Below are 24,890 nucleotides of genomic sequence, written 5' to 3'. Positions count from 1 at the left end.
TCGGAGCGCCTCGTGCGAGAACCGACGCTGCGAATAAGTGTGCGCGCACCGCGGTGAAATAGCACGAGAAATTCCAGCTCCGTGGTGGGCGCGTGACGGGTCAGGATCGATACCAGCCTCGCGAGGGCCCGCGATATCACTTGCACACGCCCTGCACGAGGTGGTGCGGCGGCAGGCACAACACGGGCGGAGGCGGGGGCGGCGGCAGTTTCGGCGGGGCGGGCAGCTTCGGCGGCGCGGGCAGTGGCGGCAGCGAAGGCGGCGGCGGTAGCTGCGGCCGCGGAATCGGCACCCAGACAGGGGGCGCGTTCACTACGACGACCGGGCCTTGGGGCGCGGCGTCGGGCGGGGTGCCCGGGTCGGCCGGCGGCGCGGGGTTGTCGGGCGGGGGCGCGACCACCGCGGCGGGGATCGGGGTCTGAGGCGCCGCTTCGGGCAGGGCGACCGCCGGGGCGGGGGCCGGCCCGTTGTCCGGCGGTGGCACGACGGCGGCGACGGGAGCCGGCGCCGCGGCGGCAGGAGCGGCCGCGGGGACGACGGTCGAGCCCGACGTCACGGCCACGGGCCCCGGTTGGCGCGGGTGGCTCAGCAGGGCGATGCTCAGCGCGACGCCCGCGCCGATCAGGCCGACCACGCCCGCGGTCACCCACAGCTTGTCGATGGGCTTCCGCTTGCCGGCCGGGGCGCTCGCGAACGTGCGACCGTTCGAACGATCGCCGGACTCGTCGGTTGGGTCGCCGAGCGGGCTCGACGCCCAGGCCCAGGCCTCGGTGACGTCGTCGGCGCGTGGCGCGAGGGCGGTTCGATCCATGTCGTTCCAGGTGCTCATGAGGGCTTCCTTCGGTGCGGGTCGCGGCCCGGGTTGGGCCGCCGTCATAGGTAGGAGCACGGACCCGGCGTGAGTCGGACAATTTTTAAGACTTTTTCGGCGCCGCGGCGGGCAGGCTCAGAGTCACCGACGCCGCTTGCCAGGTCTTGGTGAAGTTCTTGCGATTTTCTTGCGATCGGCGTGGCGACGAATTTTCACAAACCACGTGTGAGCAACCGCGCCGCCGCATACGCTCCGACCGGCACTCGGGACGTCACCAACAGGAACATCGGCAAGCAGGAGCTTCGGGCACATGTTGTCCCGGATAACTTTCATCGCGGCGGTCATCGTCGCGGCCGCCGTCGGGTCCGCGTCACCGGCTTACTCGTCACCTGGCGGCAGTTGCTACACCGCCGCTTCCGGGGATTGTGTGCCGTATCCGCATAAGGGCGGCTCGCAACCGCCGAATGCCACTGCCCAGTGTGCCGATGGAAGCTGGTCGTTCAGCGAGCATCCCCACGCGAGTGGAACCTGCCACGGGCATGGCGGCGTACAGCGGTTCTTGTAGAGCTTCGTTTGTCGAGGTCGGCGTTAGTGCGAACAACTGCGAGTGATCTGCACGCCAGCGTCGATCTGAGTCAAACGGAGTTCTTGCTAACCCGCCACCGTCAGATAGATCAACACCACGTTGAGCACGCTGACCATCACCGCGACCGCCCAGCCGATGACCGTCGTGACGGGATGGTTGGTGTCGGTGCCCATCAGGTCGCGGTTGCTGGTGAGCCTGACGAGCGGAAGCACCGCGAACGGGATACCGAAGGACAGCACGACCTGCGATATGACCAGCGCGCGGGTCGGGTCCCAGCCGAGCGCCAGGATCGCGATCGCGGGGCACAGCGTCACCAGCCGGCGCACCAGCATGGGAACGGACAGGTGCAGCAATCCCTGCATGATCATCGCGCCGGCATAGGCACCAACCGACGACGACGCCAGGCCGGACGCGAGCAGTCCGATCGCGAACAGCACCGCGATCGTCGAGCCCAGGGTGTTATGAATCGCGGTGTAGGCGCCGTCGATCGTCGCGCTTTCCTGGTGGCCCTGCAGGTTGATCGCGGCGACGAGCAGCATCGCGGCGTTCACCATGCCGGCAACGGCCATCGCCAACACGACGTCGAAACGAGTGACACGCAGCAGCCAGCGCCGGTCGTGGCCGGGCTCGGGATGCCCGTGCCGGTCCAGCACCAGGCCCGAGTGCAGATACACCGCGTGCGGCATCACGGTGGCGCCGAGGATCGCCGCGGCCAGCAACACGCTTTCGGCGCCGTGGAATCGGGGGAGCAATCCCGACACCACGGCCTCGGGCGGCGGCGTGGCGACGAAGAAACTCGCCGCGAAGCCGATGGCGATGACGAGCAGCAGCCCCGTGATGACGCGCTCGAAGAGGAGCTGGCCGCGGCGGTCCCGGATCGCCAGCAGCAGCATCGAGACCGCCCCGGTGATGACCCCGCCGACCGGCAGCGGGAGGCCGAACAGGATCCGCAGCGCGATCGCCCCGCCGATCACTTCGGCGACATCGGTTGCGACGGCGACGATTTCGGCCTGCGCCCAAAACGTCAGTCGCAGCGGACGGCCCATCCCCTTGCCGATCGCCGCGGGCAGCGACCGTCCGGTCACCACCCCGAGTTTCGCGGACAGGTACTGCACCAGGCCGGCCGTCACGTTGGCGGCGACGATGACCCATAGCAGCAAGTAGCCGTACTGCGAGCCGGCGCTGACGTTGGCCGCCACGTTTCCCGGATCGACGTAGGCGATCGCGGCGACGAACGCTGGGCCGAGCAGATACCAGCTCGTTTTGAGCGAGGCCCCGGTGCTCTGCGCCAACGTATCGATCCTCAGTCCGCTTTATCGAATAAAAAAGTTAGGTTATCCGAACACTGTGGCGGACCCCTAGGGACACCCGCAAACGCCGTGGATTAGGCCGCGCCGATGCTCCCGCCCCCGTCGACCCGGACGATCTGTCCCGTCATGTACCCGGCGTCCTCGTGCAGCAACATGGCGATCACGTGCGCGATCTCGGTCGGCGTGCCGACTCGCCGCATCGGAATGGACGAAAGCAACCGACCTTCGCGGTCCGACCCGACGGGGCTACGTTCGCGGTACATTTCGGTTTCTATCGGCCCCGGTGAGACCGCGTTGACGGTGATACCGGTCGCGGCAAGCTCTCCCGCCCAGATGCGGGTGCACGTTTCGAGCGCGGCCTTCGAGGCGGCGTAGGGCGTCCGTTCGGCGACGCCGAGCGTCGTCAGGCTCGTGACGTTGACGATGCGACCCCACCCCGCGTCGATCATGCCGGGCAAGACCGCCTGCACCACCTGCACCGCGGTGCGCACGTTCATGTCGTAGGTGGTGAAGAGATCGTCGAGGTCGATCGAGCCGATGTGGCCGAACTTGGCGAAGCCGACGTTGTTGACCACCGCGTCGACGACGCCGTCGGCGACGATTGCGTCGAGGGTCTGCGCGGTCGCGGCCCGGTCGGCAAGGTCGACCTCGTGGAACTGCCCGGGGAAGTCGGACGGCGCGCTGCGGGCGAGCCCGATCACCTCGTACCCATTGCCGGCGAGGCGGTCGACGACCGCGCGGCCGATGCCCTTGGACGCCCCGCTCACGAGAACGCGCCGTTTCGTCATGCTTTTCACCTTTCGTGCCACCCCTGAGGACCATTCGGGGCAACGCCGAAAATGCGGCGCTTCATGCCGTGCTTTAGATCACCGCGGGACGTAGAGCCCCCGGCCGGTGATCAGGGGCAGGTCGAGGGTGGTCACGATGCCCGGCGGGGCGGCCACCACCGCGGGAATCGCGTTCACGACCCGCATCGCGGTGGCGACCAGGCCGGCGTGATTGTGATCGCCGAGGCGGCTGCTCAGGCAGATGTCCATCGCGTACGACGGCTCGCCGGTGATCTCGATGCGGTAGGAGCCGCCTTCCTGGGCGGGCTGCGGCCAGTCGGGACGCAGGTCCTCGCGCAACCGCGTGACGTGTTCCAGGACGACGACGGGGTCGCCGTTGACCATTCCGAACACCTCGAACCGCAGCCCGGCGGCCGTGCCCTTCGCAATGTGCCCCGAGGCGATATCGAAGTCCTCGGGCGCGGGCTCGCGGACGTATTCCTCGGCGACGCTGTCGAGCTTGATGCCCAGTCCGGCAGCCAATTGCCGCACCACCGACCCCCACGCCAAGCTCAGCACGCCGGTCTGCAGCAGCATCGGGATCTCGTCGAGGGGCTTGCCGAATCCCATCACGTCGAACATGACGGCCGCGCTGTCGTAGGTGGCGTAGTCGACGATCTCCATGCACCGGATCTGCTGGATGCTCTGGCAGGTGCCGGCCAATGCCAGCGGCAGCAGGTCGTTGGCGAAGCCCGGGTCGATGCCGTTGACGTACAGGCTCGAATTGCCTTCGCGCGCGGCATCTTCCAACGGTGAGATGAGCTCTTCGGGTATCACTTCCCAGGGATACTGGAGAAAGACCGGGCCGCTGCCAACGACGTTGATTCCGGCGGCGAGGACTCGGCGGTAGTCCTCCAAAGCCTCGGGCAGGCGATTGTCGGCCAGGGCGTTGTAGACCGCGCACTGCGGACCGGTGGCGAGTACGGCGTCCAGGTCGGTGGTGGCCAGCACTCCGGTCGAATCCTTAAGTCCGGCAAGCTCCGCCGCATCCTTGCCGGCCTTGGCGTCTGACGACACCCACACCCCGGTGAGTTCGAACTCGGGATTTGTGATCAACGCCTTGAGCGCGTGGACGCCGACGTTGCCGGTGCCCAACTGAACGACGGGTATGGCCATGGCGGGCTCCTTAGCGGTTTACAGGTCGGGGACGGGGATGTCGAGGTTGGGGAAGGTGAGGCCGCCGTCGACCTCCAGTGTCTTACCGGTGAGGAAGCTGCCGGCCGGGGACGCCAAATAGACTGCGGCGGCGGCGATGTCGACGGGATCGCCGAGGCGGCGCATGGGCGTGACCTTCTCCATCGGCGCGCGCAGCTCCTCGTTGGAGGCCACGACGTCCAGCGCCGACGTCAGGATCGATCCGGGGGCGATGGCGTTGACCCGGATGCGCGGGCACAGGTCCAGCGCGGCCAGCCGCGTGTAGTGAGCGAGCGCGCCCTTGGCGGTGCCGTAGGCGGCGAAACCGCGACCGGCCAGCCTGCCCATGGTGGAGGTGATGTTGATGATGCTGCCGCCACCGGAGTGCTCCAGCATCAACGGCACTGCCGCGATGGTCAGCGCGTGCGCGGTGGCGACGTTGAAGGTGAACGCCTCCTTGAGGTCCTTGGTGGAGGTGGTCAGCAGGGTGTTGGGCATGGTCCCGCCGACGTTGTTGACGACGATGTCTAGTTTCCCGAACACCTCGACGGCCTGATCGGCGAGCTCCGCGGTCGACTCCGGATGGGCCAGGTCGGCGGCGACGGCGTGGGCGCGGCGGCCGGTGGCGCGGACCTGTTCGGCGACGGCGTCTAGTTGAGATTGGGTGCGCGACGCGATGAGCACATCGGCGCCTGCCTCGGCGAAAGCCACCGCGATGGCCGCACCGAGGCCGCGGCCGCCACCCGTGATGACGGCGACTTTGTCGTCCAGACGGAACCTGTCAAGGATCATTACGGCCTCTCTATTCGAGTTGTCCGGCGACACGGTAACAAACCTCGCCGACGCAGATCACGGCATTTCTGAAACAGGTTCTAGTTTGTCATACCGGCGTCGCGATGTAACTCCCCGACCGGCCGCAATTGGGCGCCGGGCCGTCGCCCGACGACCGCCGGACAGAATTCTCCGAACGTTAACCTTGTTACTGTTAGCTACTTGGCTGCGACAGATACCTGGTTGCCGGGCCGCAGCCTCAGGCGGCGGCGATGTTTCATCCCTACTGTGAGGAAGAGAATTGAAACTGAACCGATTTGGCGCCGCCGTGAGTGTGCTGGCTAGCGCCGCTTTGGTGTTATCCGGGTGTGGCAGCGAAAACAACAACTCGAGCGGAGCAAGCGGTAGCAGTGCGACGTCGGGCGGATCCGCGGGCAAGGTGAGCTGCGGCGGGAAGAAGACGCTGAAGGCCAGCGGGTCGACGGCCCAGGCCAACGCGATGACGCGCTTCGTCAACGCGTTCGAACAAGCGTGCCCCGGTCAGACGCTGAACTACACCGCCAATGGCTCCGGTGCCGGAATCAGCGAATTCAACGGCAACCAAACCGATTTCGGTGGGTCGGACTCGCCGCTGGCCCAAAACGAGTACGCCGCGGCCCAGCAGCGCTGCGGCTCGCCGGCGTGGAACCTGCCGGTGGTGTTCGGCCCGATCGCGATTACCTACAACGTGAAGGGCGTGACCTCGCTGAACCTCGACGGTCCGACGGCGGCGAAGATCTTCAACGGCGCAATCACGACATGGAACGACCCGGCGGTCCAGGCGCTCAACAACGGAACCGCCCTGCCGGCCGAGCCGATTCACGTGGTGTTCCGCAACGACCAGTCCGGGACCACGGACAACTTCCAGAAGTACCTCGATGCCGCGTCCAACGGCGCGTGGGGCAAGGGCGCCGGAAAGACGTTCAACGGCGGTGTCGGTGAGGGAGCCAAGGGCAACGACGGCACCTCGGCGGCCATCAAGGCCACCGAGGGATCGATCACCTACAACGAATGGTCCTTCGCCAAGGCCCAGAACCTGAACATGGCCAAGATCGTCACCACGCCCGGCAGCGATGCCGTCGCCATCAGCGCCGACTCGGTCGGCAAGACGATCTCCGGCGCCACCGTCAAGGGCGAGGGCAACGACCTGGTGCTCGACACCAACTCGTTCTACAAGCCGACGCAGGCCGGCTCCTACCCGATCGTGCTGGCGACGTACGAGATCGTTTGCTCAAAGTATCCCGATTCACAGGTCGGCACGGCCGTGAAGGCTTTCCTGCAGAGCACTATCGGCGCGGGCCAAAATGGCTTGGCGGACAACGGATACATCCCCATTCCGGACTCGTTCAAGTCGAAACTGTCGACTGCGGTCAACGCAATCGCGTGATTCGGAATGTCATGACGCGCGGAGCAGTGGCCGGTCCGACGACCGGAACTCAGCCTGCGCTGAAGGCGACCGATCCGCACAAGGTGCAGCGGGGCGACCAACTGTTCAAGTTGGTCGCCGCCGCGGCCGGTTCGACGATTGTGATCGCGATTGTGCTGATCGCGATATTCCTGTTGATCCGCGCCGTGCCCTCGCTGCGTGCGAATCATGCGAACTTCTTCACCAGCGCGCAATTCAACACCACCAGCGCAGAACATTTGGCGTTCGGTATCCGCGACTTGTTCATGGTCACGGTGCTGAGCTCGGTGAGCTCACTGGTGGTGGCCGTGCCGGTGGCGGTCGGGATCGCGATATTCCTCACCCAATACGCGCCAAAACGGTTCGCGCGACCGTTCGGTGCGATGGTTGATCTGCTGGCCGCGGTGCCGTCGATCATCTTCGGGTTGTGGGGCATCTTTGTCCTCGCGCCCAAACTCGAGCCGATCGCGGAATTCTTGAACCGCAACCTGGGCTGGTTGTTTTTGTTCAAGCAGGGCAACGTCTCGTTGGCCGGCGGCGGCACCATCTTCACCTCCGCGATCGTGCTGTCGGTGATGATCCTCCCGATCATCACCTCGGTATCGCGGGAGGTGTTCCGGCAGACCCCGCCCATTCAGATGGAGGCGGCGCAGGCGCTGGGTGCCACCAAGTGGGAGGTGGTGCGGATGACCGTGCTGCCGTACGGCCGCAGCGGCGTGATCGCGGCGTCAATGCTCGGGCTGGGCCGCGCGTTGGGGGAAACCGTTGCGGTGCTGATCATCCTGCGGTCGGCCGCCCGCCCGGGCAACTGGTCGCTGTTCGACGGTGGTTACACGTTTGCTTCCAAGATCGCTTCCGCGGCAGCGGAATTCAGCGAACCGCTGCCCACCGGGGCCTACATCGCCGCCGGGTTCGCGCTGTTCGTCCTGACGTTCGTCGTCAACGCGCTTGCGCGCGCGGTGGCGGGTGGGAAGGTCAACGGGTGAGTATCGACGCGCTCGACTTGCCGGTCAAACCGGACGTGTTCAGCCCGCTGAGCCTGCGGCGGCGGGTCACCAACAACGCCGCGACCACATTTTTCGTCGCCTCGTTCATCGTGGCCCTGGTACCCCTGGTCTGGGTGCTGGGAGTCGTGCTCACACGAGGGTGGTATGCCGTCACCCGCTCGGGCTGGTGGACTCATTCGCTGCGCGGCGTGCTGCCCGAGGAGTTCGCCGGCGGCGTGTACCACGCGCTGTACGGAACGCTGGTGCAGGCCGGTGTGGCCGCCGTGTTGTCCGTGCCGCTCGGCATGATGACCGCGGTGTTCCTGGTGGAATACGGGTCCGGCCGGTTGGTCCGGCTCACGACGTTCATGGTCGACGTGCTGGCCGGGGTGCCCTCGATCGTGGCGGCGCTGTTCGTGTTCAGCCTCTGGATCGCCACCCTGGGTTTCCAGCAGAGCGCCTTTGCCGTGTCGTTGGCATTGGTCCTGCTGATGCTGCCGGTGGTGGTGCGGTCCACCGAGGAGATGCTCCGGCTGGTGCCCGACGACCTGCGAGAAGCCAGCTACGCGCTGGGTGTGCCCAAGTGGAAGACCATCGTGCGCATCGTGATCCCGATCGCGATGCCGGGGATTGTCTCGGGCATCTTGTTGTCGGTCGCGCGCGTGATCGGGGAAACCGCGCCGGTGCTGGTGCTGGTCGGCTACAGCCGGTCCATCAACTTCGACATACTCCACGGCAACATGGCCTCGCTGCCGCTGTTGATCTACACCGAACTCACCAACCCCGAACACGCCGGCTTCCTGCGGATCTGGGGTGCGGCGCTGAGCCTGATCATCATCGTCGCGGCGATCAACCTGCTGGCCGCCGCGTTCCGCTTCGTGTCGATGCGGCGGCGCTGACCGCCCCGCGCGGTCAGGACTTTGACGCGGCCTTCTTGGCGGGCGCCTTCTTGGCGGTGGTCTTCTTGGCCGGCGTCTTCTTGGCCGGCGCCTTCTTCGCGGCGGCCTTCTTGGCCGGCGCCTTGCCGTTGCCGGAGCGTGCCTTAACGCTGGCCTCCAGCTTGGCCAGCAGGTCGGAGACGTCCTCGGTCTCGTCCAGTTCCTTGGGCTGCTCCTCGGCGGTAAACGCCTCGCCGCCTTCGAGTTTCGCCTCGATCAGTTCCTGCAGCTGCTCCTGGTAGGTGTCGTGGTAGCGGTCGGGGTTGAAGTCCTCGGCCATCGACTCCACCACCTGCCCGGCCATCTTGAGTTCGGCGGGCTTGATGTCGACCTTCTTGTCCAGCACGGGGAAGTCGGGGTCGCGGATCTCGTCGGGCCACAACAACGTGTGCACCACCATCACGTCGCGCTTGCCGAAGTCCTTGACGCGCAACGCCGCCAGTCTCGTCTTGTTGCGCAGCGTGAAGTGGACGATCGCCATCCGATCGGTCTCGGCGAGCGTTTTGGCGAGCAGCACATATGATTTGGATGACTTCGAATCCGGCTCGAGGAAGTAACTGCGGTCGAACAGCATCGGGTCGACGTCGCTGGCCGGGACGAACTCGAGCACCTCGATCTCGCGGCTGCGTTCCTCGGGCAGGGTGGCGATGTCGTCGTCGGTGATGATCACCGATTGCCCGTCGGGCGATTCGAAGGCCCGGGCGATGTCACGGTATTCGACGACCTCGCCGTCTTTCTCGCAGATGCGTTGGTAGCGGATGCGGCCGTTGTCCTTGGCGTGCACCTGATGGAACTTGATGTCGTGGTCCTCGGTGGCGCTGTAGACCTTGACCGGGACGTTCACCAGTCCGAACGCAATCGAACCCTTCCAGATGGAACGCATGTAAATCAGTATGCCCACACCGCCCCCAGCAAAACAGCGCAGCACGCCCCCACCGCGGACTTTCGGGTACAGCTAATTCCGTGGAGGGGCCCGCAGGCTGTCTCGGTCGGGCAGGTCGGCCCCGGCGCGGCCGACGGTCCACGCCGACGACAGGCACGCCGACTGCAGCGCCGCGGTCAGCGCGTCGAGCCCGATCCGGCCCAGGGCGGCCCGCCGGGCGGCGCCCAACAAACCCATGCCCCAGAGCGCGTCAAGCAGGCCGACCATGAACGCGTCGCCCGCGCCGACGGTGTCCACCACCGCGACCTGCCGGGCGGGCACCTGGACCTCGCCGGCCGGGCAGAATGCCACGGCGCCCCGATCGCCCATCGTCACGACGACGATCGCCGGTCCCGACGCCAGCCACGCTCGGGCCGTCGACTCCGGGTCGCGATCGGGATCGATCCAGGTCAGGTCCTGGTCACTGGCCTTGACGATGTCGCTGCGCTCGACGAAGCGGGCAATGCGGTCGCGGGCGAGATCCCGGTCGGCGATGAGCGACGGGCGCACGTTGGGGTCGAAGCTGACGGTGGCCGACACCCGATAGGTGTCGAGCAGCGCCGCGACCGCCAGGCACCCCGGCTCGCGTACGGCGGCGATCGATCCGGTATGCACCAACAGGGGCGGCGCGACCTCGGGTGTGCCGGAAAGCTGCCATTCCAGGTCGAAGGTGTAGGTCACCGACCCGTCAGCTCCGATCGTGGCGACCGAGGTCGGTGTCCGAGTAGCGGAGGCACTTTCCGGAACAAGTTGTGCGCCTGACGATTTGACGTAATCAACAATGCGCTGGCCGTGCGGGTCGTCGCCGATGTAAGTCAAGAAGTCGACGTCGCGACCAAGCCTCGCCAGTCCGGCGGCGACGTTGAGCGGGCTGCCACCGACATGCTCGTCGCCGTCGATGATGTCGACCAGCGCCTCGCCGATCACCAGCCCGCGGGTCATCGCGCCAACGCCTCGAGTGTCGCCCGAGCCCCCTTGCGGTGCAAAGAATCCAGGGCCCATCGGTACGCCTCGACAAACCGCGGTTGGTGGGCCAGATCGCAGAACAGCGCGGTGACCTCAATGAACCCGGTGGGATTGTGGTGCTGCGACCGGGCGATCGGGACGAGCGAGTCCGCCAGCTGATCCACCACCTCGTACGGCTTGCCCGACTCGTCGACACCCTCGGCGTAGCGAGCCCAACTGGCCACCGCCGCGGCCGCCAGTTGAACCGGCCCGCCGCTGGCCAGGTTGTCGCAGATGACGGGAAACAGCCATTTCGGGATGCGGTCCGACGAATAGGCGCACAGCCGCGCAACGGTGTCGCGGACGGCGGGGTTGGCGAACCGCTCGACCAGCGTGCGGCCGTATGCATGAAGGTCAATGCCCGGCACGGGCGGCAGCGTGGGGATGGCCTCGGTGTCGAAGTAGGAGAGCAGGAATCGGGCGAAGAGCGGATCACTGGCCGCCTCGTGAACGAACTTGAATCCGCTCAGATGGGCGAAGTAGGCCAGGCACTGATGCCCCGCGTTGAGCAGCCGCAACTTCATCAGCTCGTACGGGCGCACATCGTCGACCATCAGCACCCCCGCCCGCTCCAGCGGCGGGCGACCATCGGCAAAGTCGTCTTCGATCACCCAAGCGGTGAACGGCTCGGCCACCACCGGCCACCGGTCGTTGACGCCGAAGTCACGCCGCACTTCCGCGGCCATCTCCAAAGTCGTTGCCGGAGTGATGCGGTCGACCATCGAGCTCGGGAACCGGGCGTGTTCCGCCACCCATTGCGCCAACCCGGGATCTAAGCGTTCGGCACTGGCGAGCACCGTACGCCTGGCTACCTCACCGTTGTTCTCGATGTTGTCGCAGGAGACGATAGTCGGCGCGAGGAGTCCTTGACCGCGCCGCCTGGCGAGCGCCTCGGTGATCAAGGCGAACGCCGGCCCGTCGGGATCGCGGTATCCGCCTTCGGTGATGGTCAGCGAAATGATCCGGGTGGATGCCGCGGCCAGCACCTTCAACGCCGCTTCCGGATCGTCCGGGGCGTACCGGTAGTCGACGATCGAGCCGATCACCTGCGCATCCCGGCTGCCGTCGGGATGATCCAAGATCAGCGTGTACAGCCCGTCCTGACCGTTGAGGACGTCACGCATGGTCCAGTCGGCGGGCATCACCCCTACGCCGCAGATGCCCCAGTCGTATGCCAGGCCCTGCTGGAGCAGCAGGTTGATGTACGCGGCCTGATGCGCCCGATGGAAATGCCCGGCTCCGATATGAGCGATACCGACGGTCACGCTTTCGCGGTCGTAGTTCGGAGCCTCGATCGGCAGCTTGGACAGCGACGCATTATTCAGATCGATCGGGCTAGCCGCCATTGGCCAACTCCTCCCTGGGCCACTGCCCGATCGTTACCGGGCTCGCAACACCTATCGACGGTACGACGACGGCGGGCCGCAGCCCAGCCGCTTCGACCAGTCGGGGACCCGTCTCGGACCAGTTACAGCCCTACGTGCGGGGGGAACCTACGGTCGGCACGGCCGACAACAGCAGGACATCGGCAAGGGCACGCCACGAATCGGTTATCGCGACCGCGCCGGCATCAATCAATTCTGCACGGCGGCAATCCCATTCGTCAGGTGGCACGAACATGAGGTTACCGACGGTGGCGTATCCGGCTGCGACCGCGGAAGTCACGCCGGCCACGGAGTCTTCGATGGCCAGCCCTTGTTCCGCTGCGACGCCGAGTACCTCGCCGCAATGCAGATAAACCGCTGGGTCGGGTTTGCTCGTCGGGACCGGAAGTGAATCCTCCGCGCTGAAGGTCACAGACTCCGGCATCAGCGCGTCGAGGCCGGTGGCGGTGAAGCAGGCACGGAGGCGCTTGGTGGCGCTAGAGCTGACCGCCGCCAGTGCGTAGTGGCTCGCGAGCTCGTTCAACGGTTCCAGCACCTGCGGATCGGATGTCAGGGTGACAGCCAGGTGAGCGGTGACCCGTTCGCGCTCTTCGCGCACCCACCGCTCGAGTTCGTCGGCGGACAACGCGTTGCCGCTCGCCAAATCGCGCGCCGAGGCGACCACCACTTCGGGGCGGCCCTCGGCCAACACCTGATCGAGCGGCACGTCGCACTGCACCGCCAGGTCGAGAGCCATGGCACGAAAGTTTTTCCCGACCGCCCGCTTACGCAATTCGTCACAGCTGAACGGAGCGGTCACCCCGAACCTTGCCAGGAAGCGATTCGTCACCTCGGTCGAGGCTTCGAACGCCGGTCCCTCCGAGCCGAACAGGTTGTCGTCGGCGTCACAGAGCAAGGTGGTGATCGGCGCCGGATCGAATGGGCGCACAAAGGTCAGTCCGCCGTTCATCGCGACACCAACTCCCGCTCGTCGTCGCGCATCGCATCCCGCAGCGTGGCCACCACACCGCGCTCGTCGATGTCCGTAATCATGTCGCTCAGCCGCTCCGCAAAACCCGGAACCGTGCGCAGTTCGGCGAACATCTCATGCCCCAGTAGCGGTTCGGGGTTGTTCCGTGCCATGTTGGCCAACCTGGCCACCGGTATCGCCTGCGAGTCTTCGAGGCGTAACTTGCGCCCCCTGAGGTCGTGGCCGCGCATATAGCGGGCCCATCCGGCAACGGCCAACATCAGCAGGGTGTGCGGCCTACCCCGTGCGATCGCGTCCTGCAGGGAGGGCAGCACAAACGACGCTATCTTGCTCGTTCCCCGTCGAGCCAGCCGCGACAATTGGTCGCTCATTCGGGGGTTGCTGAGGCGATCGAGCACCGTGCCTCGGTACGCGGGCGTGTTCATCCCGGGGACCGCGGGCAACAGTGGCTGAATCTCGTCGCCCAATAGCCTCTCTACATAGTCGAAGATGACGCGGTCCCGCATCGCTTGGTCGGTGCGCTGGTATCCGGCGAGTGTGGCCAAACATGCGAGCGCGATATGGGTTCCGTTGAGCAGACGTGTCTTGATCAGCTTGTGGTCCCGGACGTCGGTCACGAATTCGGCACCCACCAGGTCGAGCGGGGGGCGCCCATTGCTGAAGGAGTCCTCGATCACCCATTGGGAATGGGGTTCGGTCACGACGGGCCATTTGTCGGCGACGCCGAAGGTCTGCTCGACGAACTTGCGCTCGGACTTCGAGGTTTGAGGGGTGATGCGATCGACCATGGTCGAGGGGAACGCGACATGCGTGTCGATCCACCGGGCGAGCCGGGGGTCCTTCAAGGCCGCGAACGATACCAGCGCGGTCCTCGCCGGCTGGGTGTCGGCGGGAATGTTGTCGCAGCAGAGCACGGTGAACGGCGCGACGCCTGCGCGGCGGCGGCGGTCGAGCGCTTCGGCCAGATACCCCCACGCGGTGGCATAGCCGTGCGAGGCGACGAGGTCGGCGCGCACGTCGGGGTGGTCGGCGTCGAATTCGTCGGTGACGGGGTTGAGGAAGTATCCGTTGCAGGTGATCGTCAGGCTGACGATGCGGGTTTCGGGGTCTGCCAGGGCGGCGCCGACCGCTGCGCGCTCGTTCGGTGCGTAATGAAGGGAACCGATCGACCCGACGACACGGGCGGTCTGGCGGTCATGGCCGCGCTGTACCACGGTGTACAGCCCATCCTGGGCCGACAGCAAGTCTTTGACGCCGGGGGAGTGGAGACTGATGCCGGTTACCCCCCAGCGATCCGAAATACCTGAGCGGGCAAGGTCATCGAAGTAGACGGCCTGATGTGCGCGGTGGAAGTTTCCCGCGCCGATGTGAACGACGGCCCGCTGAAGGGCCGACCTGTCGTAGGTGGGCACGTCAATTCGTTGCGAATGCAATTGCAGTGTGGCGTCGCTTAGCGGGACGCCGCCTTTCGGACGGCAGTGGGAGGCGATGGCATCAAACACCGTTTCCACTGTGCCTCGACGCGGTCCCGGGTTTAACCCTTCCGTGGTTGATGTCACAAAAGAAGTTGGCAGCGAAGGCGATAATCGGTGGTCAGAGCAGTTAACAGCGTTGAAACGCGTAGGTTGGCAGCATGGCAGCACGGGTGAAGCTCACCAACGCCGACAAGGTGCTGTACCCGGCCACGGGAACCACCAAAGCCGACGTCTTCGACTACTACACCCGCATCGCCGAGGTGATGCTGCCACACATCGCCGGGCGGGCGGCCACCCGCAAGCGCTGGCCGAACGGCGTCGAGCAGGAGTCGTTCTTCGAAAAGCAGCTGGCGTCCTCGGCGCCCGACTGGCTGCCGCGCGCCAGCGTCACCCACCGATCCGGGACGACGACCTATCCGATCATCGACAGCCCCGACGGGCTGGCCTGGATCGCGCAGCAGGCGGCGCTGGAGGTGCACGTCCCGCAGTGGCGGTTCGTCGCCGAGTGGACCCGCAGCAAGGCCGAAGAGCTCAAGCCCGGCCCTGCAACGCGATTGGTCTTCGACCTGGATCCGGGCGAGGGCGTGACGATGCCGCAACTGTGCGAGGTCGCCCATGCCGTGCGGGACCTGATGACCGACATCGGGCTGACCACATTCCCGCTCACCAGCGGCAGCAAGGGGGTGCACCTCTACGCGCCGCTGGACAACCCGGTGAGCAGCAAGGGCGCCACCGTGTTGGCCAAACGCGTTGCCCAGCAACTGGAAAAGGCAATGCCCAAGCTGGTCACCTCGACCATGACCAAGAGCCTGCGGGCGGGCAAGGTCTTCCTCGACTGGAGCCAGAACAACGGCTCCAAGACCACCATCGCGCCGTACTCCCTGCGCGGGCGCGAACATCCGACCGTCGCGGCACCGCGCACCTGGGAAGAACTCGAAGATCCGTCGGTGGGCCAGCTGCGCTACGACGAGGTGCTCGACCGGGTCGCCCGCGACGGCGATCTGCTGGCGGCGCTCGACGCCGACGCACCGGTCAGCGACCGGCTCAGCAAGTACCGCAGCATGCGGGACGCATCGAAAACCCCCGAGCCGGTCCCGGCGACGAGACCCGTTACCGGCCAGGGCAATTCGTTCGTCATTCAGGAACACCACGCCCGCCGCCTGCACTACGACTTCCGGCTCGAGCGCGACGGCGTGCTGGTGTCGTGGGCGGTGCCGAAGAACCTCCCCGACACCCCGTCGGTCAACCACCTCGCGGTCCACACCGAGGACCACCCCCTCGAATACGGCACGTTCGAGGGAAACATCCCCAAGGGCGAGTACGGCGCCGGCAAGGTGGTCATCTGGGATGCCGGCACGTACGAAGCGGAGAAGTTTCAGGATGACGAGGTCATCGTCAACCTGCGCGGCAACCGAATCTCCGGGCGCTACGCGCTGATTCAAACCAACGGCGACCAATGGCTGGCGCACCGGATGAAGGACCAGAAGGTCTTCGAGTTCGACACGATCACGCCGATGCTCGCCTCGGAGGGTTCGGTGGCCGGCCTCAAGGCCGGGCAGTGGGCATTCGAGGGCAAATGGGACGGCTATCGGCTCCTGGTGGAGGTCGATCACGGCGACTTGCGGATCCGGTCCAGGCGCGGCCGCGAAGTCACCAAGGAATATCCCGAATTGCGTTCGCTGGCAGCCGATCTGTCCGAGCATCACGTGGTGCTGGACGGCGAGGCCGTCATTCTCGACCAGAACGGGGTGCCCAGCTTCCACGCGATGCAGAACCGGGGTCGCGGCGCCCGCGTCGAGTACTGGGCGTTCGACCTGCTCTACCTCGACGGCCGCTCGTTGCTGCGGGCGCGCTACTCCGACCGTCGAAAGCTGCTGGAATTCCTTGCCGCCACAGGAAATCTGACCGTGCCCGACCTGCTGCCCGGTGATGGGGCCCAAGCGCTCGAGCACTCGGTGAAGTACGGCTGGGAGGGCGTGGTCGGGAAGAAACGTGACTCCACCTATCAGCCGGGCCGGCGTTCGGCGTCGTGGATCAAGGACAAGAACTGGAACACCCAGGAAGTCGTCATCGGCGGCTGGAAGGCGGGCGAGGGCGGGCGCACCAGCGGCATCGGCTCGCTACTGATGGGAATTCCGGGCCCGGACGGGCTGCGCTTCGCCGGACGCGTCGGCACCGGCTTCACCGAACGCGACCTGGCGAACCTGAAGAAGACGTTGGCGCCGTTGCAGACCGACCAGTCCCCGTTCCACCCCCCGCTGCCCCGGCAGGACGCGAGGGGGGTGACGTTCGTCGAACCGGTCCTCGTCGGCGAGGTGCGCTACAGCGAATGGACCCCGGACGACCGGTTGCGCCAATCGAGTTGGCGCGGGCTGCGGCCGGACAAGGAACCGAGTGAGGTGGTACGGGAGTGAAGTGGTTGACCTTTCGAGGCAATGACGGTGAACGCGCCGGGGTGCTCTCCGGCGACACCATCCACGCCATGCCGGCGGGCGTGACGCTGCTCGACCTGATCGGCCGCGGCGCCGACGGGCTGCGCCAGGCCGGCGAGGACGCGTTGCGTTCCCCGTCGGCTGTGGCCCGCCTCGACGAGGTGACGTTGCTGGCGCCGATCCCGCGCCCGCCGTCGATCCGGGACTCCCTGTGCTTCTTGGATCACATGCGTAACTGCCAGGCCGCGATGGGCGGCGGCCGGGTGCTGGCCGACACTTGGTACCGCATCCCCGCGTTCTACTTCGCCTGCCCCACAACCGTTTTGGGACCGTACGAGGATGCCCCGACGGCGCCCGGAAGCGCTTGGCAGGACTTCGAATTGGAGATCGCCGCCGTCATCGGCGTCAGCGGCAAGGACCTGACCGTCGAGCAAGCCGAACGCGCCATCATCGGCTACACCATCTTCAACGACTGGTCCGCGCGGGATCTGCAGCAGCAGGAGGGCCAGCTCGCGATCGGGCAGGGCAAGGGCAAGGACAGCGGGGTCACGCTGGGCCCCTACCTGGTGACGCCCGACGAGCTCGAGCCGTACCGGCGAGAAGGCAAGCTCGACCTGCGGGTGACCGCGTTGGTCAACGACGCCGTGATCGGCTCGGGGTCGACGGCGCAGATGGACTGGACCTTCGGCGAGGTCATCTCCTACGTGTCGCGCGGTGTGCCGCTCACGCCCGGCGACGTCATCGGCTCCGGAACCGTGCCCACCTGCACGCTCGTCGAGCACCTCAATCCCGCTGCGCTGGAATCGTTTCCGGGCTGGCTGCACGACGGCGACGTCGTCACCCTGCGGGTCCAGGGGTTGGGGGAGACCCGGCAAACCGTGCGCGCCAGCGGCCCGCCGCACGCGCTGGCCGCTCGGCGCAACCCGGACGCCGCGCCCGCCCCGGCCCGGGTGAACCGGGCCCCGGCGAAGGTGCCCTACACGCGCGGCCTGCACGAGGTCGCCGACCGGGTGTGGGCGTGGACGCTCCCGGACGGCGGCTACGGGTGGAGCAACGCCGGGCTGATCGCCGGCGACGGCGGGTCACTGCTCGTCGACACGCTGTTCGACCTGGCGCTGACCCGCGAAATGCTCGCCGCGATGAGGACGGTCACGTCGTCCGCTCCCATCACCGACGCCCTGATCACCCACTCCAACGGCGACCACACCCACGGCAACCAGCTGCTGGACGCGTCGGTGCGCATCCTCGCCGCGCAGGGCACCGCCGACGAGATCGCGCACGGGATGGCGCCCGAGATGCTGGCCATGGCGCAGACCGCCAACCTCGGCCCGGTCGCGACGCCGTACGTGCGAGACCGCTTCGGGCACTTCGACTTCAGCGGCATCAAGCTGCGCAACGCCGACCAGACGTTCGAGCGCGACCTCACCGTCGAGGTCGGCGGGCGCCGCATCGACCTGCTGAACCTGGGCCCCGCGCACACCGCCGCCGACTCGGTGGTGCACGTGCCCGACGCGGGGGTGCTGTTCGGCGGCGACCTGCTGTTCATCGGCTGCACCCCGATCGTGTGGGCCGGCCCTATCGCCAACTGGATCGCGGCGTGCGACGCGATGATCGCGCTCGACGCCCCGATCGTGGTGCCGGGCCACGGGCCGGTCACCGATCCGGACGGGATCCGCGCGGTCCGTGGCTATCTCGCGCACGTCGCCGATCAAGCCGAGGCCGCTTACCGCAGGGGCCTGTCGTGGTCCGAGGCCGCCGACTCGATCGACCTTGGCGAGTACGCGACCTGGCTGGACGCCGAGCGGGTCGTCGTCAACGTCTATCAGCGCTACCGCGAACTCGACTCGGACACACCACAACTGGAGGTGATGGCCCTGCTGGTGATGCAGGCCGAGTGGCTCGCCAAGCGGACTGGCTAGGCCTTGATCGCCCGCACGAAACTGATGGTGGCGGCCGGGCCGTGCTCGGCGTCCAGCAGTTCCGGCAGCCCCGCCGCGGCGAACAGGTCGGTGAGCGCGAAAGTCGTTGTCGCCCAGCCGTCGGCGCCCAGGTGTGCGGCGACGTCGGCGTGCTTGCCCGGGTAGGTCAGCGCGGCGATGTCCAAGTCGAGCCCGTGCCGGCGCCAGCCCTCGGTGGTGCGCCGCGCCTCCTCCTCCGACTCCCGCGAGCCGTCGTTGAGCGACCCATAGTCCGCGGCGAAGCGGCTGCCCTCGCTGGACAGCGGGGTGATCGCATCCAGCAGCCGAACCTCGGCGTCCGGCGGGAGAAACCCGATGAGCACCCCCTCGGCCAGCCACGCCGTGGGTTGTGCGGGATCGAAGCCGGCCTCCTGCAGCGCCGCCGGCCAATCCTCGCGCAGGTCGATGCCGATGGTGCGCAACTCGGCCGTCGGGGCCGCGCCGATCTCCGACAGCGCCGCGGTCTTGAACGCGATCACCTCGGGCTGATCGATCTCATACACCGTCGTCCCGGCCGGCCACGCAAGCCGATACGAGCGGGCGTCGAGCCCCGACGCCACGATCACCACCTGCCGCAGGCCCGCCTTGCCGGCCGCGGCGAAGTAGTCGTCGTAAAACCGGGCGCGGGCGGCGAACGTGTCGACCATGCGGGGAAATCCGATGCCCTTCTCGAGGTCGTCGGAGTCGAGTTCACCGCTGGCCAACTTCGTGAACACGTCGAGGCCGACGGCGCGGACCAGCGGCTCGGCGTACTCATCGGTGACGACGGGCTGCGAATTCCTGGTGGCGGCCGCGCGCGCCGCGGCGACCATGGTCGCGGTGGCTCCCACGCTGCTGGCCAGGTCCCAGGTGTCGTCTTCGGTTCGTCCCATGCTCTCTCCTTCGATAGGCGGCAAAACCACGGTATGCCGCACCGGTAAACGCCCATGTCGCCTACGGTTCACGTATGCCCGCAGTGGAATTCGAAACTCTCGAGGACAACATCGCCTGCATCACCCTGAACCGGCCGGAGCGCCTGAACGCGATCGACGGGGCGCTGATCGGCGGCGTCGACGCGGCCCTCGACGCGCTCGGCGAGGGTGAGCACCGGGTCGCGATCATCACCGGGGCCGGGCGGGGCTTCTGCGCCGGCGCCGATCTCAGCGGTACCGGCGAGGCCTGGACCAAGTCGAGGCCGACGAGCCCGCCGTTCAAGGTCAACTACGACTCGCAGGTGCGCCTGGCCGAGCTGTTCACCCGGATCTACGAGCTGCCCATCCCGGTGATCGCCGCGGTCAACGGCGTCGCCGTCGGCGGCGGGCTTGCCTTCACGTTGGTCAGCGACATCCGCGTCGCGTCCGAGAACGCCCGGTTCGGATCGGTGTTCATCAAGGCCGGCTTCTCGTCGATGGACATGGGGACCAGCTACCTGCTGCCCAAGATCGTGGGCGCCGGGGTCGCGCGTGAGCTGATGCTGACCGGTCGCATCATCGACGCGGCGGAGGCCTATCGCATCAAGCTGGTGCACGAGGTGGTGGCGCCGGACGGCCTGATGCCCGCCGCGCTCAAGCTGGCCCGATCCATCGCGGAGAACAACGCGTATGGCGTGTGGCAGACCAAGATTGGGCTCAACGCGGCGCTGGACGCGCCGAGTCTGCGCCACGCCATCGAGCTGGAGAACCGCACCCAGATCCTCAGCGGCTTCACCAACAACCCGGCCGAAGCCGCCAGGGCGCACATGGAGAAGCGGGCCCCGAAGTGGGATCCGCTGTGACGGCTAGAGTTTCGCGATGACGTTCTCGGCGAACATCTCCAGGTTGCGGATCTTGTTGTCCAGCGGCTCGGTGTCGGATCCCATGATGTAAGGGATGCGGAAGCCGACGATGACATCCGTGACGCCCTTGTCCTCGAGCCGCTTGATGCCGTCCGCGGTGTAGGCGTCGGCCGAGATGACGTGGATCTCGAACGGGCCGGTCTTGCCCGCTTCCTCGCGATACTGCTTGAGCTTGGCGAGCAGCGCGTCGAGTTCCTCCGGATCGCCGCCGCCATGCATCCACCCGTCCAGGCGTGCCGCACGGCGCAGCGCCGCGTCGGCGTGCCCGCCGATCAGGATCGGGATCGGCTTGGTCGGGGCCGGGGTCATCTTTGTCTTGGGGATGTCGTAGAACTCGCCGTGGAATTCGAAGTACTCGCCGGTGGTGAGGCCCTGAATGATCTCGATGCATTCGTCCATCCGCTTGCCGCGCTTGGCAAATGGAACGCCCAGCAGTTCGTAGTCCTCGGGCCACGGGCTCGTGCCGACCCCGAAACCCACGCGGTTGTCGGTCATCGCCGCCAGTGAACCGATTTGCTTGGCCACCAGCGCGGGAGGCCGGATGGGAAGCTTGAGGACGAAGAAGTTGAACCGCAGCGTCGACGTCACCGCGCCCAACGCCGAAGTCAGCACGAAGGTTTCGATGAACTCCTTGCCGTCCAGGAATTCGCGGTTGCCGTCGGGGGTGTACGGATACTTCGAGTCGGATTCGAAGGGATAGGCGATGCTATCGGCGATCGTCATGGCGTCGTAGCCGGCGGCCTCGGCCGCCTTGGCCAGCGGGATGTAGTAGCGAAAGTCCGTCATCGCCTCTGAGTAGGTGAACCGCACGTCATCCGCCTTCCTGGAGGAACCGTCACACGAGATTAGAACGTGTTCTACTTTCACCCGCGCGCGGGTCCCCGAACAAGGTGCCGTCTGGCTAGAGCTGATTCTCGGGGCCGATCACGGCCCAGACGGTCTTGCCCGACGCCGTCGGGGTGCTGCCCCAGGCGCGTGACAACGCGTCGACGATCGCCAGGCCGGACACGTCGATGCCCTTGTCCGGCGACGGCAGCCGCAGGGCGGGTGTGCTACTGGCGTCGGACACCGCGATGGTCGCCGTCGCGCCGTCGGTCTCGACCCGCATCATCGGCACGCTTCCGGTGTGCTCGAGGACGTTCTCCACGAACACGTTGACGACCACCAACGCGACCGGGATGAGCGTGGACTGCGACCAAGCGGTCAGCCACTCGCGAACCAGCCGGCGCGACTCGCGAAGACTGGTCAGGTTGGCGGGCAGCTCGGCATCGGCGTGGCGCACGATTCGGCTGGTGAGCCGGTCGAGCGCCTTCATCGCGGACTTCTCGGTCGCGTACACCGGCATGAAGCGGGCGACCTCGCTTCGGGTGATTGCCTCGCGGGCGGCGCGGTCCGCGCACACCAGCACGATCGGGACGTCGGGCCGGGTGTGCGCCTGCCAGCGCACGCCGATGAAGCTCGACCAGACCGATTCCTCCGGGACCTGCAGGCGGGAGACGTTGACGAGGACGGCGGACGGCTCGTCCAGTGTCGCCTTCGTGAGGATGTCGCGCAGCGCCGCGGAGCTGCTGCCGTCGAGCACGCCCTCGACCGTGAGCACGACGACCGACTGCTCCATGCGCGTCGCAACGGCCAGCGAGCTCGGTGACTCAGCTACCGCGCTCACCGCAGCCACCCCTTTCCGGTCAGGGCTTTATCCTCGCCGACCGAGCCCCGGCAAGCCGTGTTATCCGGGTGCGCGTGTCTCAATAGCAATTTAGGCCCCCGCGTTCCCACCGTGAAAGACGGCGGATGCGATTTCCTGATCCGGTCCGCTGCCATATCCCCCGCTCCTGGAATTCCCGCCACCCAATTGTTGGAGAACCAGCCCCCTCGGCGGCGAAAACTGCCCATCCGTCGCAGCACGCCCGTGAGATGAAAAGAGACTAACGCGGTTACCCGAACGTCACGATCGGCAAACCTTCGAAATATCGCGCCGCGCCGGTCAGCTCAGTGCGTACGGGGGAGCGCCGACCCCCGCCACCGTGTGCGTGCCCCACGGGGTCCGCTCGATGATGCGGGCCGGCGCGCTGCGCTCGCCGACCGTCAGGGTCGCGGTGCGTGCCTGCTTGAGCGACTCGTCGGGCAGCGCCGAGGAACCGAAGACCGTGCCTTGCCAGTGGTAATGGCCGTCGATCGGATCCAGGTGGCCGGCGAGACGCACGCGCACCGGATGGTCGGATCCGGCGATCGTCAGCGTCGCCGCGCCCTCGTATGTCGCGTCGTTCCCGGCCGCGCCGGACGTCAACTCGAACGCCGACGCCACCGGCTGGGGCTGGGCCGGTCGCACATAGACGCGCTCGTTGAACACCCGCTGGCTGCTGCGGCGCACTTCGATGCGGGTGCTGTCGGTGCGTTCCATCAGCGTGATGCACTCGGCGACATAGCGTGCCTGCGCGCCGGTGTCGGGCCCGGTGACGAAGAAGTAGTTGGGCAAGCCGCGAACGGCGACCCCGAAGTAGGGCTCCATGCCGTCGACCAGCGTGGTGCCCGACGCCGCGTCGAGCGCGGCGAACCCGGTCCCGTAGATGATGGCATCGGCGTCGTGTTCGACCCCGTCGGCGGTTCGGACGCGCGATGCGGTGATGGCGACGACGGGCGATCTCACCAGCGCGGGGCGCGGCGCCGCGTCGGCTGCCGGTCGGATGCGGCGGCGCAGCCAGCGCTTGGCGCGGGCGGCGGGCAGCGGCAGCTCGTCGACGACCCGGCGCGGCGGGTGTGCGAAGACCGTGACCGAGGCGGCCGAAATCATCAGCCGCGGGATGTGGTGACCGGCGGTGGAATCGGCGCCAATGACGGCGACGCGCTTACCGGTCGGGTCGAAGCCCGCCGGCCACTGCGCCGCGTGAAACGACTCGCCCAGGAAGTCGTCGCGTCCGGCGATGTCCGGAAACCACGGGACGGGCCGATGCGCGGCGACGACGACGCGGGCCCGCACGGGTTCGCCACCGGCCGTCGTCAGCAGCCAGGTGTCGGTGGCGTCGTCGAACCCTGACCCGAGCACGTCGCGGTCGAGTGTCGCGACGTCGGTGATGCCGGCCGCCCGCAGGGCCGCCCGTGCGCTGTCTCCCGCCCCAACGACGAGCACCCGATGGCAGCGCACGGGCGACTGGGTCACAGGAATCGGCTGCGCTTCCAGCCGCGGCGCGCGATCGGGCCCAGCAGGCCCACCTCGGTCAGAAACGCCGCCAGCGGTGCGAAGCCGGCAACCTGCATCTCGCGGCGGTGCGGGCTGGTGCGCGCGGTCTTTCGTGCCCGCTTCGCGTCCAGGCCCACCCGCGCGTACGGGATCGGGTTGCTGAACAAGTAGTTGAAGAAGTATCCGCCCAGCCCGTTGATGTTGGCCATGAACAAGCGGTTGAGCCGCGGCATCTCCGCGGCGCGCTTGCGGGCGCCGTCGCGGGCGAACTGAATGTGGCGGGCCTCTTCGGTGACGTGAATTCGCATGAGCCGCTGGATGATTGGCTGCAGCTCAGGATCGTCCATCATCTGCCGTTGCAGCGAGTCGAAGATCTCTTCGCCGATGAGGGCGGCAATCCACAGCATCGAGCCGCGCTGGAACGCCAGCGGCAGCGCGTTGATGATCCAGCGGTGAAACAGGCGCGGCCGCACCGGCTTTGCGCCGATGCGCTCGATGGCCTTGCCGAACATGACCATGTGCCGGGTCTCGTCACCCAGCTCGGTGAGCTTGTAATGCGTCGAGGAGCTGGTGGGGTCCTCGTGCAAGATGGTCCGCAGCAGCGACTGGTTGAGCATGTTCTCGAACCAGATCCCGGCCGAGAGCGTGTTGACCAGTTCCTGGCGGGACAGGTCGATCTGCTGCTCGCGGGTCATCTCGTCCCACATCGGGGTGTTGTACAACGACACCAGCCGCGGCGGCAGGTAGAACTTGTCGGGGTCCAGCGGCGCGTCCCAGTCGATGTCGACCACCGGCTCGTAGGACTTCTTGACCGAGCCCTTCAGCAACCGGTCCGAGAACTCCTCACGACTCGGCCCACCCGGCTTCACCGCTGAGGTCATAGCGCCGCTCCTCCTCATCGCTTCGCTCTGCATCGTCTCGGCGCGAGTCATAGCTGGCGTCCCT

At 67.1% G+C, this 24,890-nt stretch carries 22 protein-coding genes; 7 read left to right on the top strand and 15 right to left on the bottom strand.

Annotation, left to right across the window (positions count from 1 at the left end):
- Window positions 1–136: 136 nt before the first annotated feature.
- Window positions 137–829, bottom strand: coding sequence for a hypothetical protein (locus AC5Y4S_RS13345; protein ID WP_500033192.1), 693 nt, complete (start codon window positions 827–829; stop codon window positions 137–139).
- A gap of 292 nt (window positions 830–1,121) precedes the next feature.
- Between AC5Y4S_RS13345 and AC5Y4S_RS13340 the strand changes: the two genes are divergently transcribed.
- Window positions 1,122–1,376 (top strand): DUF3761 domain-containing protein, encoded by a 255-nt coding sequence (locus tag AC5Y4S_RS13340; protein WP_500033191.1) that lies wholly within the window; start codon window positions 1,122–1,124, stop codon window positions 1,374–1,376.
- 86 nt (window positions 1,377–1,462) lie between these two features.
- On the opposite strand, the gene AC5Y4S_RS13335 is transcribed toward AC5Y4S_RS13340, so the two are convergent.
- The 4 genes from AC5Y4S_RS13335 to AC5Y4S_RS13320 form a co-directional block, all read right to left on the bottom strand.
- The gene (locus AC5Y4S_RS13335) at window positions 1,463–2,704 is read right to left on the bottom strand and encodes an Nramp family divalent metal transporter (RefSeq protein ID WP_500033322.1); all 1,242 of its coding nucleotides are present in this window, start codon (window positions 2,702–2,704) and stop codon (window positions 1,463–1,465) included.
- Window positions 2,705–2,781: 77 nt separating this feature from the next.
- Window positions 2,782–3,495 carry an SDR family oxidoreductase gene (locus AC5Y4S_RS13330; protein WP_500033190.1) on the bottom strand — a complete coding sequence of 238 codons (714 nt, stop codon included), beginning with the start codon at window positions 3,493–3,495 and terminating at the stop codon, window positions 2,782–2,784.
- Window positions 3,496–3,573: 78 nt separating this feature from the next.
- Window positions 3,574–4,650 (bottom strand): NAD(P)H-dependent amine dehydrogenase family protein, encoded by a 1,077-nt coding sequence (locus tag AC5Y4S_RS13325; RefSeq protein ID WP_500033189.1) that lies wholly within the window; start codon window positions 4,648–4,650, stop codon window positions 3,574–3,576.
- A gap of 18 nt (window positions 4,651–4,668) precedes the next feature.
- Window positions 4,669–5,460, bottom strand: a complete 792-nt coding sequence (locus tag AC5Y4S_RS13320) for an SDR family oxidoreductase (RefSeq protein ID WP_500033188.1) — start codon at window positions 5,458–5,460, stop codon at window positions 4,669–4,671.
- 280 nt (window positions 5,461–5,740) lie between these two features.
- Between AC5Y4S_RS13320 and pstS the strand changes: the two genes are divergently transcribed.
- The 3 genes from pstS to pstA are packed head-to-tail and all read left to right on the top strand — an operon-like array spanning window position 5,741 to window position 8,768.
- A complete protein-coding gene (gene pstS, locus AC5Y4S_RS13315; RefSeq protein WP_500033187.1) occupies window positions 5,741–6,865 on the top strand; it encodes a phosphate ABC transporter substrate-binding protein PstS in 1,125 nt (374 codons plus the stop codon).
- Window positions 6,866–6,876: 11 nt separating this feature from the next.
- Complete coding sequence (gene pstC / locus AC5Y4S_RS13310) at window positions 6,877–7,869, top strand: phosphate ABC transporter permease subunit PstC (protein ID WP_085185815.1); 993 nt, start codon at window positions 6,877–6,879, stop codon at window positions 7,867–7,869.
- The gene (gene pstA, locus AC5Y4S_RS13305) at window positions 7,866–8,768 is read left to right on the top strand and encodes a phosphate ABC transporter permease PstA (RefSeq protein ID WP_500033186.1); all 903 of its coding nucleotides are present in this window, start codon (window positions 7,866–7,868) and stop codon (window positions 8,766–8,768) included. Before pstC ends, pstA begins: the two co-directional genes overlap by 4 nt.
- 13 nt (window positions 8,769–8,781) lie before the next feature.
- On the opposite strand, the gene ku is transcribed toward pstA, so the two are convergent.
- The 5 genes from ku to AC5Y4S_RS13280 all read right to left on the bottom strand — a co-directional run bounded on the left by ku (window position 8,782) and on the right by AC5Y4S_RS13280 (window position 14,591).
- Window positions 8,782–9,690, bottom strand: a complete 909-nt coding sequence (gene ku, locus AC5Y4S_RS13300; RefSeq protein ID WP_500033185.1) for a non-homologous end joining protein Ku — start codon at window positions 9,688–9,690, stop codon at window positions 8,782–8,784.
- Between the two features lie 72 nt (window positions 9,691–9,762).
- The gene (locus tag AC5Y4S_RS13295; protein ID WP_500033184.1) at window positions 9,763–10,671 is read right to left on the bottom strand and encodes a carbohydrate kinase family protein; all 909 of its coding nucleotides are present in this window, start codon (window positions 10,669–10,671) and stop codon (window positions 9,763–9,765) included.
- A complete protein-coding gene (locus AC5Y4S_RS13290; RefSeq protein WP_500033183.1) occupies window positions 10,668–12,080 on the bottom strand; it encodes a mannitol dehydrogenase family protein in 1,413 nt (470 codons plus the stop codon). The genes AC5Y4S_RS13295 and AC5Y4S_RS13290 overlap by 4 nt, the downstream gene beginning before the upstream one ends.
- A 130-nt stretch (window positions 12,081–12,210) precedes the next feature.
- Window positions 12,211–13,068 carry an HAD family hydrolase gene (locus tag AC5Y4S_RS13285; RefSeq protein WP_500033182.1) on the bottom strand — a complete coding sequence of 286 codons (858 nt, stop codon included), beginning with the start codon at window positions 13,066–13,068 and terminating at the stop codon, window positions 12,211–12,213.
- Window positions 13,065–14,591 carry a mannitol dehydrogenase family protein gene (locus AC5Y4S_RS13280; RefSeq protein ID WP_500033321.1) on the bottom strand — a complete coding sequence of 509 codons (1,527 nt, stop codon included), beginning with the start codon at window positions 14,589–14,591 and terminating at the stop codon, window positions 13,065–13,067. Before AC5Y4S_RS13280 ends, AC5Y4S_RS13285 begins: the two co-directional genes overlap by 4 nt.
- 131 nt (window positions 14,592–14,722) lie before the next feature.
- On the opposite strand from AC5Y4S_RS13280, the gene AC5Y4S_RS13275 reads away from it, so the two are divergent.
- Both AC5Y4S_RS13275 and AC5Y4S_RS13270 read left to right on the top strand, forming a co-directional pair.
- Window positions 14,723–16,978 (top strand): ATP-dependent DNA ligase, encoded by a 2,256-nt coding sequence (locus AC5Y4S_RS13275; protein ID WP_500033181.1) that lies wholly within the window; start codon window positions 14,723–14,725, stop codon window positions 16,976–16,978.
- Window positions 16,975–18,915 (top strand): fumarylacetoacetate hydrolase family protein, encoded by a 1,941-nt coding sequence (locus AC5Y4S_RS13270; protein ID WP_500033180.1) that lies wholly within the window; start codon window positions 16,975–16,977, stop codon window positions 18,913–18,915. The genes AC5Y4S_RS13275 and AC5Y4S_RS13270 overlap by 4 nt, the downstream gene beginning before the upstream one ends.
- Here the strand turns inward: AC5Y4S_RS13270 and AC5Y4S_RS13265 are convergent.
- Window positions 18,912–19,826 (bottom strand): class I SAM-dependent methyltransferase, encoded by a 915-nt coding sequence (locus AC5Y4S_RS13265; RefSeq protein WP_500033179.1) that lies wholly within the window; start codon window positions 19,824–19,826, stop codon window positions 18,912–18,914. The genes AC5Y4S_RS13270 and AC5Y4S_RS13265 overlap by 4 nt on opposite strands.
- An 83-nt stretch (window positions 19,827–19,909) precedes the next feature.
- On the opposite strand from AC5Y4S_RS13265, the gene AC5Y4S_RS13260 reads away from it, so the two are divergent.
- Window positions 19,910–20,707, top strand: a complete 798-nt coding sequence (locus AC5Y4S_RS13260) for an enoyl-CoA hydratase/isomerase family protein (RefSeq protein ID WP_500033320.1) — start codon at window positions 19,910–19,912, stop codon at window positions 20,705–20,707.
- Window positions 20,708–20,710: 3 nt separating this feature from the next.
- On the opposite strand, the gene AC5Y4S_RS13255 is transcribed toward AC5Y4S_RS13260, so the two are convergent.
- The 4 genes from AC5Y4S_RS13255 to AC5Y4S_RS13240 all read right to left on the bottom strand — a co-directional run bounded on the left by AC5Y4S_RS13255 (window position 20,711) and on the right by AC5Y4S_RS13240 (window position 24,826).
- Window positions 20,711–21,577 (bottom strand): LLM class flavin-dependent oxidoreductase, encoded by an 867-nt coding sequence (locus AC5Y4S_RS13255; RefSeq protein WP_500033178.1) that lies wholly within the window; start codon window positions 21,575–21,577, stop codon window positions 20,711–20,713.
- A gap of 91 nt (window positions 21,578–21,668) precedes the next feature.
- Window positions 21,669–22,442 carry an STAS domain-containing protein gene (locus tag AC5Y4S_RS13250; protein ID WP_500033177.1) on the bottom strand — a complete coding sequence of 258 codons (774 nt, stop codon included), beginning with the start codon at window positions 22,440–22,442 and terminating at the stop codon, window positions 21,669–21,671.
- Between the two features lie 309 nt (window positions 22,443–22,751).
- A complete protein-coding gene (locus tag AC5Y4S_RS13245; RefSeq protein WP_500033319.1) occupies window positions 22,752–23,690 on the bottom strand; it encodes a DUF4873 domain-containing protein in 939 nt (312 codons plus the stop codon).
- A 230-nt stretch (window positions 23,691–23,920) separates the two neighbouring features.
- A complete protein-coding gene (locus tag AC5Y4S_RS13240; protein WP_500033176.1) occupies window positions 23,921–24,826 on the bottom strand; it encodes an AurF N-oxygenase family protein in 906 nt (301 codons plus the stop codon).
- Between the last annotated feature and the right edge of the window lie 64 nt (window positions 24,827–24,890).

It is taken from the genome of Mycobacterium sp. NGS64, from assembly GCF_059812245.1.
The sequence above is the reverse complement of the archived record's forward strand: the minus strand, read 5'-3'. Positions and strand labels throughout refer to the sequence as shown.

Bases quoted from the DNA above. Each gene is read 5' to 3' on its own strand.
- AC5Y4S_RS13345 (WP_500033192.1), bottom strand. From the start codon at position 829: ATGAGCACCTGGAACGACATGGATCGAACCGCCCTCGCGCCACGCGCC.
- AC5Y4S_RS13340 (WP_500033191.1), top strand. From the start codon at position 1,122: ATGTTGTCCCGGATAACTTTCATCGCGGCGGTCATCGTCGCGGCCGCC.
- AC5Y4S_RS13330 (WP_500033190.1), bottom strand. From the start codon at position 3,495: ATGACGAAACGGCGCGTTCTCGTGAGCGGGGCGTCCAAGGGCATCGGC.
- AC5Y4S_RS13325 (WP_500033189.1), bottom strand. From the start codon at position 4,650: ATGGCCATACCCGTCGTTCAGTTGGGCACCGGCAACGTCGGCGTCCAC.
- AC5Y4S_RS13320 (WP_500033188.1), bottom strand. From the start codon at position 5,460: ATGATCCTTGACAGGTTCCGTCTGGACGACAAAGTCGCCGTCATCACG.
- pstC (WP_085185815.1), top strand. From the start codon at position 6,877: ATGACGCGCGGAGCAGTGGCCGGTCCGACGACCGGAACTCAGCCTGCG.
- ku (WP_500033185.1), bottom strand. From the start codon at position 9,690: ATGCGTTCCATCTGGAAGGGTTCGATTGCGTTCGGACTGGTGAACGTC.
- AC5Y4S_RS13295 (WP_500033184.1), bottom strand. From the start codon at position 10,671: ATGACCCGCGGGCTGGTGATCGGCGAGGCGCTGGTCGACATCATCGAC.
- AC5Y4S_RS13290 (WP_500033183.1), bottom strand. From the start codon at position 12,080: ATGGCGGCTAGCCCGATCGATCTGAATAATGCGTCGCTGTCCAAGCTG.
- AC5Y4S_RS13285 (WP_500033182.1), bottom strand. From the start codon at position 13,068: ATGAACGGCGGACTGACCTTTGTGCGCCCATTCGATCCGGCGCCGATC.
- AC5Y4S_RS13275 (WP_500033181.1), top strand. From the start codon at position 14,723: ATGGCAGCACGGGTGAAGCTCACCAACGCCGACAAGGTGCTGTACCCG.
- AC5Y4S_RS13265 (WP_500033179.1), bottom strand. From the start codon at position 19,826: ATGGGACGAACCGAAGACGACACCTGGGACCTGGCCAGCAGCGTGGGA.
- AC5Y4S_RS13240 (WP_500033176.1), bottom strand. From the start codon at position 24,826: ATGACCTCAGCGGTGAAGCCGGGTGGGCCGAGTCGTGAGGAGTTCTCG.